Annotated in this window: 12 protein-coding genes and 1 tRNA gene; 5 read left to right on the plus strand and 8 right to left on the minus strand. The window is 68.2% G+C overall.

All coding sequences use genetic code 11. The annotated features are described in order from the left end of the window. Position 1: 1 nt before the first annotated feature. The 4 genes from OU996_RS19040 to gor form a co-directional block, all read right to left on the minus strand. Positions 2 to 1348 carry a glutamate--tRNA ligase gene (locus OU996_RS19040; RefSeq protein WP_267583157.1) on the minus strand — a complete coding sequence of 449 codons (1347 nt, stop codon included), beginning with the start codon at positions 1346 to 1348 and terminating at the stop codon, positions 2 to 4. Positions 1349 to 1353: 5 nt separating this feature from the next. Next, entirely contained in the window at positions 1354 to 3027 is a 1674-nt protein-coding gene (locus OU996_RS19045; RefSeq protein ID WP_267583158.1) for an NAD+ synthase, read from the minus strand. Between the two features lie 131 nt (positions 3028 to 3158). Next, complete coding sequence (locus tag OU996_RS19050) at positions 3159 to 4544, minus strand: class II 3-deoxy-7-phosphoheptulonate synthase (protein ID WP_267583159.1); 1386 nt, start codon at positions 4542 to 4544, stop codon at positions 3159 to 3161. Positions 4545 to 4691: 147 nt separating this feature from the next. Further along, on the minus strand, positions 4692 to 6110 hold the full coding sequence (gene gor / locus OU996_RS19055; RefSeq protein WP_267583160.1) for a glutathione-disulfide reductase: 1419 nt from the start codon (positions 6108 to 6110) through the stop codon (positions 4692 to 4694). Positions 6111 to 6309: 199 nt separating this feature from the next. Here gor and OU996_RS19060 point away from each other — a divergent pair, with 199 nt between their 5' ends. The 3 genes from OU996_RS19060 (at position 6310) to OU996_RS19070 (ending at position 9363) form a co-directional block, all read left to right on the plus strand. After that, a complete protein-coding gene (locus OU996_RS19060; protein WP_267583161.1) occupies positions 6310 to 7272 on the plus strand; it encodes a Bug family tripartite tricarboxylate transporter substrate binding protein in 963 nt (320 codons plus the stop codon). Positions 7273 to 7356: 84 nt separating this feature from the next. Further along, positions 7357 to 7839: a tripartite tricarboxylate transporter TctB family protein gene (locus tag OU996_RS19065; RefSeq protein WP_267583162.1), complete on the plus strand. Its 483-nt coding sequence runs from the start codon at positions 7357 to 7359 to the stop codon at positions 7837 to 7839. Between the two features lie 12 nt (positions 7840 to 7851). Continuing rightward, a complete protein-coding gene (locus OU996_RS19070) occupies positions 7852 to 9363 on the plus strand; it encodes a tripartite tricarboxylate transporter permease (RefSeq protein ID WP_267583163.1) in 1512 nt (503 codons plus the stop codon). Between the two features lie 89 nt (positions 9364 to 9452). Here the strand turns inward: OU996_RS19070 and OU996_RS19075 are convergent, their stop codons facing one another. The 3 genes from OU996_RS19075 to OU996_RS19085 all read right to left on the minus strand — a co-directional run bounded on the left by OU996_RS19075 (position 9453) and on the right by OU996_RS19085 (position 11454). Then, a complete protein-coding gene (locus OU996_RS19075; protein ID WP_267583164.1) occupies positions 9453 to 10019 on the minus strand; it encodes a DUF2059 domain-containing protein in 567 nt (188 codons plus the stop codon). Positions 10020 to 10042: 23 nt separating this feature from the next. Then, positions 10043 to 10759, minus strand: a complete 717-nt coding sequence (gene rpiA, locus OU996_RS19080; RefSeq protein WP_267583165.1) for a ribose-5-phosphate isomerase RpiA — start codon at positions 10757 to 10759, stop codon at positions 10043 to 10045. Between the two features lie 170 nt (positions 10760 to 10929). Further along, a complete protein-coding gene (locus tag OU996_RS19085; RefSeq protein WP_267583166.1) occupies positions 10930 to 11454 on the minus strand; it encodes a hypothetical protein in 525 nt (174 codons plus the stop codon). 169 nt (positions 11455 to 11623) lie between these two features. Here OU996_RS19085 and OU996_RS19090 point away from each other — a divergent pair, with 169 nt between their 5' ends. Then, the gene (locus OU996_RS19090; RefSeq protein ID WP_267583167.1) at positions 11624 to 12313 is read left to right on the plus strand and encodes an HAD-IA family hydrolase; all 690 of its coding nucleotides are present in this window, start codon (positions 11624 to 11626) and stop codon (positions 12311 to 12313) included. A gap of 122 nt (positions 12314 to 12435) precedes the next feature. Next, a tRNA-Val gene (locus OU996_RS19095) sits at positions 12436 to 12510 on the plus strand. A gap of 19 nt (positions 12511 to 12529) precedes the next feature. On the opposite strand, the gene OU996_RS19100 is transcribed toward OU996_RS19095, so the two are convergent. Beyond that, positions 12530 to 13450 (minus strand): LysR family transcriptional regulator, encoded by a 921-nt coding sequence (locus OU996_RS19100; RefSeq protein WP_267583168.1) that lies wholly within the window; start codon positions 13448 to 13450, stop codon positions 12530 to 12532. Between the last annotated feature and the right edge of the window lie 15 nt (positions 13451 to 13465).

Consider the following 13465-nt stretch of genomic DNA (forward strand, 5'->3'; position numbering starts at 1 on the left):
GTCAGGCCGCCTCGCCCTTCAGCCGCGCGATCGCCCGCGCGCGCCCGATCAGCGGCAGCAACGCCTTGAGTTCCGGGCCACTGGACGCCCCGGTGAGCGCGAGGCGCAGCGGGTGGAACAGCGACTTGCCGGCGCGCCCGCTGGCGGGCTTCACCGCCGCGAGGAAGGCGGCATAGACGCCCTCATCCCACGGCTCCGGCGGCAGAAGCTCGGCGGCCTGCGCGAGAAAATCGGCATCCTCCGGCGCGATCACTGGCGCGAGCGGCCCCTCGACCACCCGCCACCAGCCAGCCGCATTGGCCAGCCGCGCGAGATTGCCGCGCACCGCCAGCCAGAACGCCTCGCCGCCGCCGACACCCTGTCCTGCCAGCCGATCTGCCACCGCCGCGTAAGGCAGGGCGTGGAGGGTCTGGGCGGTCAGCGTATCGAGATCAGCCGGGTCGAAGCGCGCTGGCGCGCGTGAAATCTTCGCGAAATCAAGGCGTTCAGCCAGAGCGTCGAGATCGGCCACCGCCTCGACCGCCAGCGAGGTGCCGGTGAGCATGGCGAGCGAGGCAACCGCCAGCGCCTCCTGCCCTTCCTCGCGCAGCGCGGTCAGCGAGAGATGGCCGAGGCGCTTCGACAACCCCTCCCCGCTCGGCAGGGTCAGCAGATTATGGTGCGCAAACACCGGCACGGTGCCGGCAAGCGCCTCGATGATCTCGATCTGCACGCCGGTATTGGTGACATGGTCCTCGCCGCGCACGACATGGGTGACGCCCATCTCGATGTCGTCGACCACGGAGGTCAGCGTGTAGAGATAGCTGCCATCGGCCCGCACCAGCACGGGGTCGGAGAGCGTCGCCGTATCCACCGCCTGCTCCCCGCGCACGAGATCGGCCCAGACGACCTTGCGTCCATCGAGCCGAAAGCGCCAATGCGGGCGCCGTCCCTCGGCCTCGAGCCGCGCGCGGTCCTCCTGCGAGAGCTTGAGGGCCGCCCGGTCATAGGTTGGCGGCAGGCCTCGGCGGCGACGGGAGAGGCGGCGCGTCTCCAGCTCTTCCTCGGTCTCATAGGCCGGGTAGAGCCGCCCCGCCGCCTTCAGTCGTTCGATGGCGGCATTATAGCGGTCGAGACGGCGCGACTGGTACTCGACCCGGTCCGGCGCCAGCCCGAGCCATGCCATGTCGCGGGCGATGGCCTCCGCGAAGGCCTCGGTGGAGCGCGCCGTGTCGGTGTCATCATACCGAAGGATAAACGTCCCGCCCTCGCGCCGGGCATAGAGCGCGTTGTAGAGCGCGGTGCGGGCATTGCCGACATGCAGAAGGCCCGTCGGCGACGGGGCGAAGCGGAGGACGGGAGGTATCATGACGCCTACGCCGTCTCGCGGAAGCGGTTGGTGATCGGGTAGCGCCGGTCGCGGCCGAAATTGCGGGTGGTGACCTTCACCCCCGGCGCGGCCTGACGGCGCTTGTACTCGGCGATGTTCAGCATCCGCTCGACGCGGGCCACCAGCGCCGCGTCATAGCCCTGCGCGACGATCTCGGCGACCGGCAGCTCGCGTTCCACCAAGCGTTCGAGGATGGCGTCCAGCACCTCGTAAGGCGGCAGGCTGTCCTCGTCCTTCTGGTTCTCGCGCAGTTCCGCCGTCGGCGGCTTGGTGATGATATTCTCCGGCATCACCGGCCCGTCCGGGCCCAGAGCGTGCGCCGGCTTCCAGCCATTGCGCAGGCGGCACAGGCGGAAGACCTGCGACTTGTACAAGTCCTTGATCGGGTTGTAGCCGCCATTCATGTCGCCATAGAGCGTGGCGTAGCCGGTCGACATTTCCGACTTGTTGCCGGTGGTCACAACCATCGCACCGAACTTGTTGGAGATCGACATGAGCAGCGTGCCGCGCACGCGGGACTGGAGATTCTCCTCCGTCACATCCCTCGCCCGCCCGGCGAACATCGGCGCCAGCGTGCCCTCCAGCGCCTCGACCCCGTCGGCGATCGGCACGATGTCGTAGCGCACGCCCAGCGCCTCGGCGACCGCCGCCGCGTCGGAGAGCGATTCATTGGAGGTGTACCGGTAGGGCAGCATCACGCAATGCACGCGCTCCGCCCCGAGCGCATCCACCGCCATGGCGGCGCAGATGGCCGAATCGATGCCGCCGGAGAGGCCGAGCACCACGCCGGGAAAGCGGTTTTTCTCGACATAATCGCGCAGCCCGATGACGCAGGCGGCATAATCCGCCTCGTCGCCCGTCAGCAGCGGCGCGCGCGCCCCCTCCTCGCAGCGCCATCCATCGGCCCAGCGTTCCCAGCGGGTGACGCGGATGCGCTCCTGGAAGTTCGGAAGCTGGATCGCCAGCGAGCGGTCGGCGTTGAGCACGAAGGAGCCGCCGTCGAACACCAGCTCGTCCTGCCCGCCGATCTGGTTCACATAGGCGAGCGGCAGGCCGCTTTCGACGACGCGGGCAACGGCGACGTTCATCCGCTCATCGTAGACGGTACGACGATACGGCGAACCGTTGGGAATCAGCAGCAGCTCGGCGCCGGTCTCGGCGAGGCATTCGATGACATCCTGCGACCAGATATCCTCGCAGACCGGCACGCCGATCCGCACGCCCTTGAAGGCGATCGGGCCGGGCATCGGGCCCGGAACGAAGACGCGCTTCTCGTCGAACGGGCCGTAATTGGGCAGATCCACCTTGTAGCGGATCGCGGCGATGCGCCCGTCCTCGAGCAGCAGCACGGCGTTGTAGAGCTTGCCGGCATCGAGCCAGGGGGCGCCGACCAGCACGGCCGGGCCGCCATCCGACGTATCGCTCGCCAGTTGCTCCACCGCCGTGCGGCACGCCGCCTGGAAGGCGGGCTTGAGCACGAGATCTTCCGGCGGGTAGCCGGCGATGAACAGCTCGGTGAGGACGAGGAGATCGGCGCCCTGCTCGGCCGCGCGGGCCCGCGCCTCGCGCGCCATGGCGAGGTTCCCGGCGACGTCACCGACCGTCGGGTTGAGCTGGGCAAGGGCGATGAGAAGCTGATCGGCGGGTTCTGACGACATGGACCTGATGTAGCGTTCCGCGGAAAGCCCGGCAATCGTCAGGACGCGCGGCGCGGCCGGTCAATCCCGGCCGGTGCCACCGGCGCGCAGGAGAACATCGGCCCGGAACCCAAGGCTCCGGGCCGGAGGTATCATTCAGCCGCTTCGGTCACCGGGCGAACCCGGCCGGCGCGTTCCTGCTTCAGCAGCTCGGCGACGAGGAAGGCCATCTCGATGGCCTGCTCGGCATTGAGCCGCGGGTCGCAATAGGTGTGGTAGCGGTCCTTGAGGTCCGCATCCGAGATCGCCCGCGCGCCACCGGTGCATTCGGTGACGTTCTTGCCGGTCATTTCCAGATGCACGCCGCCGGCATAAGTGCCCTCGGCCGCATGGACGGCGAAGAAGTCCTTCACCTCCTTGAGGATCTGGTCGAACGGGCGGGTCTTGTAGCCCGAGCCGGCCTTGATCGTGTTGCCGTGCATGGGGTCGCACGACCACACGACGGTGCGGCCCTCGCGCTCGACCGCGCGCACCAGGGCCGGCAGGTGGTCGCCCACCTTGTCGGCACCGAAACGGGCGATCAGCGTCAGCCGGCCCGCCTCGTTCTGCGGGTTCAGCATGTCGATGAGGCGCAGCATGTCGTCCGGCTTCAGCGAGGGGCCGCACTTCAGGCCCACCGGGTTCTTCACGCCACGGGCATATTCCAGATGCGCATGGTCGGCCTGGCGGGTGCGGTCGCCGATCCAGATCATGTGGCCGGAGGTCGCGTACCAGTCGCCCGTGGTCGAATCCACCCGCGTCAGCGCCTGCTCATAGCCAAGCAGCAGCGCCTCGTGGCTGGTGAAGAAATCGGTCGAGCGCATCTCCGGGTGGGTTTCCGGGTCGATGCCGATGGCGCGCATGAAGTCGAGCGCCTCGGTGATGCGATCGGCCAGCGCCTGGTAGCGGCCGGACTGCGGGCTGTCCTTGATGAAGCCGAGCATCCACTGATGCGCATTGCCAAGGCTGGCATAGCCGCCATTGGCGAAGGCGCGCAGCAGGTTCAGCGTCGCCGCCGACTGGCGGTACGCCTCGAGCTGGCGGCGCGGATCGGGCACGCGCCCTTCCGGCGTGAACTCGATGTCATTGACGATGTCGCCCCGGTAGGACGGCAGTTCGACCCCGTTCACCGTCTCCATCGGCGTGGAGCGCGGCTTGGCGAACTGGCCGGCGATGCGACCGACCTTCACCACGGGCGAGGCGCCGGCATAGGTCAGCACCACCGCCATCTGCAGGAAGACGCGGAAGAAATCGCGGATGTTGTCGGCCGAATGCTCGGCGAAGCTCTCGGCGCAATCGCCGCCTTGCAGGAGGAAGGCCTCGCCCTTGGCGACCTTGGCCAGCTCGCGCTTCAGGCGGCGCGCCTCACCGGCAAAAACCAGCGGGGGAAACGAGGCAAGCTGACGCTCCACCGACGCCAGAACCGTGGCGTCCGGATACTCAGGCACCTGCTGAATGGGCTTGGCCCTCCAGCTATCCGGCGTCCAGCGATCAGACATGTCAGCCTCCTCGACATCACGTCCGCAGGGTCGCGCTGCGCGTTACCCCTGCGGGAAAGGCGGGCCTTATACACCCAAGCACAAGGCTTGCACCAGAGCGCCGGCGCCACTCCAGCTTTGCAGCATTGCGCGGCGTAACGGGGCCATTCAAATCGCCGGCGTCGCCTCGGACGAGACTTCCGGCAGCGGGTCGCTGCTGTGGTGTTTGGTGCGCAGCGTCACCAGTTCCTCGGCGCTGGAGGGGTGCAGCGCCATGGTGCGGTCGAAATCGGCCTTGGTGGCGCCCATGTTCATGGCGACGGCAATCAGCTGCACCATCTCACCGGAATCCGGCCCAACCAGATGGGCGCCGAGTAGCCTGTCGTCCTTCTGGTCGACCACCAGCTTCATCAGCACGCGCGACGCACGCCCCGAAAGCGTCGCCTTGAGCGGGCGGAAATCAGCCTTGTAGATGTTCAGCCGGCGCCCCTGCGCGCGCGCCTGCGCCTCGGTCATGCCAACCGTGCCGATCTCCGGCTCGGTAAAGACGGCGGTCGGGATCACCTCGTAACTGACCTTCCACGGCTTCCCGCCAAACACGCCGTCGGCGAAGGAGTGCCCCTCGCGGATGGCGACGGGGGTGAGCTGGACCCGGTCCGTCACGTCGCCCACCGCATAGATCGAGGGCACGCTGGAGCGGGACTCGGCGTCCACAACGATGGCGCCATTGGCGGTGAGCTGCACGCCGACCGCGTCGAGGCCGAGCCCGGTGGTGTTCGGCACGCGGCCGATGGCGAGCATCACCTCGTCGGCCAACAGGTCGCGCCCGTCATGCAGCCGCACGCGCTTCTCCGCGCCGACCGCATGGATCGATTCGATGGTGGCTCCGAACGCGAAGGTCACGCCGTTCTGAGCCAGCTCGTCGGCGAGGCGCTCGCGGATCTCCTCGTCGAAGCCGGCCAGCACCTTGTGGCCACGATGCACCACGGTCACATCACTGCCGAGCGTGGCGAGCAGGCTGGCGAATTCCAGCGCGATATAGCCCGCGCCCTGGATGACGATGCGCGGCGGCAGGCGCTCCAGATGGAAGATCTCGTTCGAGGTGATGCCGAGTTCGCGGCCGGGAATGTCGAGGCCGAGATTGGGGTGCCCACCCGTGGCGATCAGGATGTATCGGGCGGTGACGCGCGTGCCGTCGGCGAGCCGCACCGCATGGGGGCCATCCACCACCGCGCGCTGGGCGACGATCTCGACGCCGGTGCGCTCGAGATTGGCGCGATAGGCGCCCTCCAGACGGGCGATCTCCTTGTCCTTGTTGGCGATCAGCGTCGACCAGTCGAAGCGCGCGCCCTCCACCGTCCAGCCATAGCCGGCGGCGTCCTCGAAATCATGGGCGTAATGGGCGGCGTAGACGAACAGCTTCTTGGGCACGCAGCCACGGATCACGCAGGTGCCGCCGAGGCGGTATTCCTCGGCGATCCGGACCCGTGCGCCATGGGTCGCCGCGATGCGGGCGGCGCGCACGCCCCCCGAGCCCCCGCCGATGACGAAAAGATCGACGTCGTACTGGTCCGTGTGCTCGCCCATGGCGCGGTCCCCTTTTCCGGAAAGAGTACTGGGCATGTCGCCTCCCCGCGCCGTGCCGTCAAGGCATTGCATAGCTGGTCGGCGAAAACCTTAGCCTTCCGTGGAACTCGACAGGATGTCGCAGCCGCTCTAGCTTCCGCAACGCGCGTTCAAGTGGTGGCCAGAGGCAACGCGCCACCACTCACCCCTGGAGGAAACGATGAAGCATATGTTCCGCGGCCTGCTGCTCGCCGCCGCCATCGCCGCGCCGCTCGGTGCCGCCTCGGCCGAGATCAATGAACTCAAGATCATGGCGCCGGCCGCCCCCGGCGGCGGCTGGGACCAGACTGCGCGCGGCATGCAGCATGTACTGCAGACCGAGAAGATCGTCGGCAATGTCCAGGTGCTGAACGTGCCGGGCGCCGGCGGCACGATCGGCCTCGCCCAGTTCGTCAACGGCGCCAAGGGCGATCCGAACGCGCTGATCGTCGGCGGCTATGTGATGGTCGGCGCCATCATCACCAACAAGTCGCCGGTGAACCTCAGCCAGGTGACCCCGATCGCCCGCCTCACCGGCGAGTTCGAGGCCATCGCCGTCCCCGCCAGCTCGCCGCTCAAGTCGATGGCGGACCTCGTTGCCGCGCTGAAGGCTGATCCGCAGAAGGTCTCCTGGGCCGGCGGCTCGGCGGGCGGCACCGACCACATCACCGCCGGCCTGATCGCCAAGGCGATCGGCGTCGACCCGACCAAGATCAACTACATCGCCTTCTCCGGCGGCGGCGAATCGCTCGCCTCCATCCTCGGCGGCAAGGTCACGGTCGGCATCTCCAGCCTCTCCGAGTTCGACGCCCAGGCGAAGGCCGGCAAGCTGCGCATCCTCGGCGTGTCGAGCGCCGCGCGCCTGCCCGAGGCCAAGGACATCCCGACCTTCAAGGAATCGGGTGTCGACGTCGAGATCCAGAACTGGCGCATGGTCGCCGCCGCGCCCGGCATCACGCCGGAGCAGAAGAAGGAAATCTCGGCCACCATCGACAAGATGGTGAAGTCGAAGGCCTGGACCGACCTGCTCGCCCAAAAGGGCTGGGCCAACACCTATCTGGCGGGCGAGGCCTTCGATGCCCAGCTCGCCAAGGACATCGCCGCCACCCAGGCGATCCTGAAGGACATCGGTCTCGCCCAGTGAGACACGTCCACAACTGAAGCGTCAGGCGCTCCCCCGGGCCGGAAGGTTCCGGGGGAGCTTTGTTGTAGCCGGGGGAAACTACCGATGAGCGATACGCGCATCTCATCCACCAAGCGGCCAGACAAGGCCGGGTTCGTCATCGCCTTCGGGCTCGCCGTGCTGGCGCTGGTGGTCGGCTGGGACGCCTGGCGCCTGTCCAGCGTCAACGCCTTCTCGGCGGTCGGTCCCGCCGCTTTCCCGACCATCATCGCCGCCGGCCTCGCCATTCTGTCCGTTGCGACCGCCATCGAGGCGATCCGCGAGGGCGAGGTCGAGCGCCCGCGTGACGAGCTGGGGCCGATGGCCTGGGTGCTCGCCGGCCTCATCGGCCAGATCGTCCTCCTCCCCTTCCTCGGCTTCTCCATCGCCACCGGCTGGCTGTTCGCGGCGACCGCGAAGGGCTTCGGCAAAGGCCCGCTCTGGGGCCACCTGATCGCCGGCACGGTGATGTGCTTCGTCATCTATGTGATCTTCGCCAAGGGCCTGCAGCTTTCGCTGCCCGCCGGCCCGATCGAACGGCTGATCTGAGGAAACGCGGGAATGGATACGTTTGCCGCTCTCTATCAGGGCCTGATGGTGGCCCTGCAGCCGATGAATCTTCTGTTCGCCTTTATCGGTGTCATGCTCGGCACCGCCGTCGGCGTGCTGCCCGGCATTGGCCCGGCGCTCACCGTGGCGCTGCTGCTGCCGATTACCTTCAAGCTCGACCCGGCCGGCTCGCTCATCATGTTCGCTGGCATCTATTATGGCGGCATGTATGGCGGCTCCACCGCCTCCATCCTGCTGAACACACCCGGTGAAAGTTCCTCCATCGTCATGGCGCTGGAAGGCAACAAGATGGCCCGCGCCGGCCGCGGCGGCCCCGCGCTCGCCACCGCCGCCATCGGCTCGTTTGTTGCCGGCACCATCGCCACGATCGGCCTCGCGCTGATCGCTCCGACCGTGGTCGACATCGCCATCTCCTTCGGCCCGGAAGACTATTTCGCGCTGATGGTGCTGGCCTTCACAACGGTTTCGGCCGCCTTCGGCTCCTCGGTGACGCGCGGCCTTACCAGCCTGTTCATCGGCCTCGCCCTCGGCCTCATCGGCATCGATCTGCAGAGCGGACAGGCGCGCCTGTCCTTCGGCATCCCGGACCTGCTTGACGGCGTCGAGGTCACGACGCTCGCCGTCGCGCTGTTCGCCATTGGCGAGACGCTCTCGGTGGTCGCCGCCGGCTCTCGCGCGGAAGAGGTGATCGAGCCGGTCAAGGGCTCGGTGTTCATGAACAAGGAGGACTGGAAGCGCTCCTGGAAGCCGTGGCTGCGCGGCACCTTCCTCGGCTTCCCCATCGGCGCCATGCCGGCAGGCGGGGCGGAAATCCCGACCTTCCTGTCCTATGCGCTGGAGAAGCGCCTGTGCCGCAAGCCGGACGAGTTCGGCAATGGCGCCATCGAGGGCGTCGCCGGCCCGGAGGCCGCCAACAATGCCGCGGCGGCGGGCGTGCTGGTCCCGCTGCTGACGCTGGGCCTGCCAACCTCGGCGACCGCTGCGATCATGCTCGCCGGCTTCCAGCAATACGGCCTCAATCCCGGCCCGTTGCTGTTCGCCACAGCGCCGGACCTCGTCTGGGGCCTCATCGCCTCGCTGTTCATCGCCAATGGCATGCTGCTCATTCTCAACCTGCCGCTGGTCGGCCTGTGGGTGCGCCTGCTCGCCATTCCGCGCCCGTGGCTCTATGGCGGCATTCTGGTCTTCGCGACGCTCGGCACCCTCGGCGCCAACCCGTCGCTGGTCGAACTGGGCATGCTGCTGATCTTCGGCCTGCTCGGCTATGTGCTGCGGCGCTACGACTACCCCATCGCCCCGGTGGTGGTCGGCCTCATCCTCGGCCCGCTGGCCGAGCAGCAGCTGCGCCGGGCGCTCGCCATCAGCGTCGGCGACCCAATGGTGCTGTTCCAGTCGCCCATCGCCGTCACGCTCTACGCGCTGGCCGCGCTCGCCCTGTTCGGGCCGCTGCTGTTCTATATCCTCACCGGTCGCAAGGCTCCGGTCGGCGGCGACGAGGACTGATCCTCGGCGCCATCACGGCCCCGCCCGAAAAGCAAAATGCCCGGCGCGCGCCGGGCATTTTTTATCCGCGTGGTGCCGTGGACAGCGCGTCAGATGGTAAAGCCGCGCTTCTTCATCTCGTCGCGCACGCGGCTCTCCATCTCCTTGGAGAACTTGGCGCTCCACGCCTGGATACCGCGCAGCCCATCATCGAGCAGCTGCTGGCGACGCTCCACCAGCTTCTTGCCGACCGGCGAGCGGTAGAAGGTGAGCAATTCGCCCAACTCGGCCTCGGTGAACTGCTGGGCATAGGTGCGGGCCAGGATCTGGATGATCTCGCCGCGGCGCTTCTCATATTCCGGCACGAGCTGCTTGGCGACATCGCGCAGGTCGCGGATGAGGTCCGGATTCGCCTGCACGAAGCTGGCGGCGGCCTGCTCGATGATGCCGGGGATCAGCGCGTCGAAGCTCGCCGCCTCGCCATTGGCGGTGAGCAGTTCATTGGCCAGCTTGAGCTGCGCGGCCGTCGGCTCGGCGACCTTGGCCGGGGCGGTGGCGGCCTGGCTCATGGTGAAAGGGGCGGGCTGCTGGGCGAGCGCTGGCGCCGTCGCCAGAACCAGCGCCGCGATGCCGGCGCCGAGCAGGCGCTTCCCGTAACGTCCCGTACCAACCGGCATGCTTGTCTCCCTGAAGAACGGCTTCACGCGCGGTCTATGACCGTCACGCCATCGGCGCCCGCAAGAAAGACGCGGGTCGCCAGCTTGATGAATAGCCCGTGCTCGACGACGCCAGGCACCTGCGAGAGGGCCAGCGCCAGCGCGGCGGGATCGGGAATGACGCCATAGGCGGCATCGAGAATGACGTGTCCCTGATCCGTGACGAAAACATGGCCGTCGGCCCGCCGGCGCAAGGTCAGCAGGCCGTGACAGCCGGCGGCCTTCGCGGCGCGCTCGATCGCCCGGCGGGTCGCGGCGACGCCGAAATCCACAACTTCGATCGGCAGCGGGAAGGCGCCGAGCTGCGCCACCCTCTTCGATGCATCGGCAATGACGAACATTTCCTGCGCCGCCGAGGCGACGATCTTCTCGCGCAGCAGCGCGCCGCCGCCACCCTTCACCAGGGTGAGGTCCGGCCCGATCTCGTCCGCACCGTCCACGCACAGGTCGAGGATCGGGTACTCGTCGAGCGTCGCCACCGGCACGCCGAGGCTCTCGGCCTGTGCCTTGGTCACCTCGGAGGTCGGCACGCCCACCACCTCGAGCCCCTGCTGCACCTTCTCGGCCAGAAGTTCGACGAAGTGCTTGGCGGTCGAGCCGGTGCCGAGCCCGAGCTTCATGCCGGAGCGCACATGCTCCAGCGCGCGGGCGGCGGCCTGGCGTTTGAGGGTCTCGGCGTCGGACAGTGGGGCGTCGGACATGGCGATCTTTTCAGGTCGGTGTGAAGGCGCGGGCGGAAGCGGTATGGCGGCTCTCTGGAAGCCGTCGATGTTACCCGCGTGGGTAGCGCCGAAACGGCAAAGCGGCAAGCCTTCAGACGCGGCGCATTCATGAGCGGCGGGCTTTCACAGGCGACACGCCGCCGCGCGTCTCAGCGCGCCGGGGCCGTGCATACTACGGCCGGTTCCGTGCCGCCGCCTTCGCGGGGCATGTCGCGCACATAGCAAACGCTCATCTCCCCGGTCACGGCGTTGACACGGAAGATGCCGGTTTCGCCCGAATAGCGGGTCGTCACCATGTCATAGGTGCCTGCGGGCCCCGGCCCGGCGCTGGCGTCGCGCGGGAAACACTTGGTGACGCCGACCACGCTGCCCTCCGGCCGCTCGAACTGGCAGGCGCTCACCTCGCCCGTGCGCACATTCACGGAATAAATGCGGTTGGCCTGCGCCGACGGGGGCGAGCCAAACACAAAGGGCCCGCTCGCCGCAGCCGACGGGGCGGCCGGAACCGCAGGGGCGCCAGCCGGCGCCGGCGGGGTGCTCCCCTGACCGCTCCCCTGCCCGCCCGTGGCCTGCGCGAGCGCCGGTAAGCTTAGGGGTCCGGCCGCAAAGAGGCTCAGCGCCGCGCCGAGCGCGAAGGTCAGGATCGGCAGCGTCGGTCGGAACGTCGTCGTCATACGGATGCACTCCCGCAGGCCAGTCGTGGCAACTCATCCCCTCGGGGCGGCATGCGCCCGATGGACGCGGCACGCTGGACAGGAAAAGCGGCAGGATTGTAGGCATGAGCGGCAGGCTCCGTCTCGCGGCGGCGGGCGCCCCCGTCCACTTATGCCCAACGGAGCGACCATGCCTCTTTCCACCGACCACCCCGCCGTCATCGCCTTCGATCTCGACGGCACCCTCGTCGACACCGCCCCGGACCTGCTCGACACGCTCGATGTCGTTCTCGATCATGCCGGCGCCCCGCCGCTGCCGCGCGAGGAGACCCGCAAGATGATCGGCGCCGGCGCGCGCGCCCTCGTCAATCGTGGCCTCACCGCCGCCGGGATGAGCGTCGATCCGGAGCGATTCGACCGGCTCTACGATCTCTTCCTCGAGCACTATGCCGCCCACATCGCCGATTCATCCCGCCCCTTCCCCGGCCTGCTCGACGCGCTCGACACGCTCGCCGCGCAGGGCCACACGCTCGCGGTCTGCACCAACAAGCTGGAATATCTCTCGCGCCTGCTGCTCGATCGGCTGGACCTCACGGACCGTTTCGCGGTGATCGCCGGAGCCGACACCTTCCCGGTCCACAAGCCCGATGCCGGCCATCTCATCGGCACGATCGAGCGGGCGGGCGGCACGGCGGCGCGCGCCATTATGGTCGGCGACAGCATGACCGACGTTCTCACCGCCAAGAACGCCCGCGTGCCCTGCATCGTCGTCCCCTTCGGCTACACCGAGACGCCGGCGGCGGAACTCGGGGGCGATGTGCTGATCGAGCATTATGATCTGCTGCCCGGCACCGTGGCCCAGCTTCTTGGCCGTCAGTGATTGGCTGCGGATGATTGGCCGTGGGTGAACGGCGAAGGGCGCTTGACACCCACGACCCCGGCACACTAAATCCCCCCCGCCGCACGAGACGGACGGCCCGGCGCTGATGCGACGGGCCAGACGGGCGATTAGCTCAGCGGGAGAGCACTCCCTTCACACGGGAGGGGTCGCAGGTTCAATCCCTGCATCGCCCACCATTTCCTTCCTCGGCATCCCTCAGCCTGATCCATCCCGCGACGGGCCAGCCACGGCCTCCGACAGTTGCGTCCTTACCCAGCGATGGCCAGGGCTGCGATGGGTGCGCGCGTGCCAGACGGCCAGCTTGGTAAAGCCGGGAATGGCAAGGGGCGGCGGGAAGGTCGCAAGTCCGGGCACGCCGGCGACCAGCCGGCTCGGCACGGTCGCGATAAGGTCGGTGCTCCGCACCAGCTGCAAAAGCGCGAGAAAGCTGGACAGCGTCACCACAACGCGCCGTTCGAGCCCCTGCCCCGCAAGGGCGGCATCGACCACGCCGCGAAACCGGTCCCCGGTGAACGACACCAGCGCGTGGTCGAGCGCACAGAACCGCGCGAGATCGAGCACGGGCCCCGATCCATCGGGATGCCCCTCCCGCAGCACGCCGACATAATGCTCGTCGAAGAGCGCCCGGAAATGAAGCTCGGGCGGCGCAGCCTCGGGCGTCATGAGGGCGAGGTCAATATCCCCCCGCTCGAACTCGTCAATGATGCGCGCCTCGTCCAGCGGGCGGACCGCCACCCGCATGTTTGGCGCCATCCTGCGCAGCCTGGCGATGAACGGAACGATCACCGCGTCGAGCGCATAGTCGGTGGCGGCGATGGAGACCGTCAGGTCCGCACTCGCCGGATCGAAGAGCGGAAGCTCCATCAGACCGGCAATGTCGGCGAGGATCTGCTTCACCGCCGGAGCCAGTTCGCCGGCGCGTGCGGTCGGCACGATACCGCGCCGCGTGCGGACGAACAGCGGATCACCGAAGCTGGCGCGCAGCCGCGTCAGCATCCCGCTCACCGCCGGCTGGGTCAGGCCGAGACGCTCGGCCGCGCGCGTCACGCTGCGTTCGTCCAGCAGCGCATCGAGCGCGCGCAGGAGGTTCAGGTCGAGTTCTCTGATATCCGTCAAAATGATGAGCCTGAT

This window comes from Ancylobacter sp. SL191, from assembly GCF_026625645.1.
Taxonomy (GTDB): Bacteria; Pseudomonadota; Alphaproteobacteria; order Rhizobiales; family Xanthobacteraceae; genus Ancylobacter.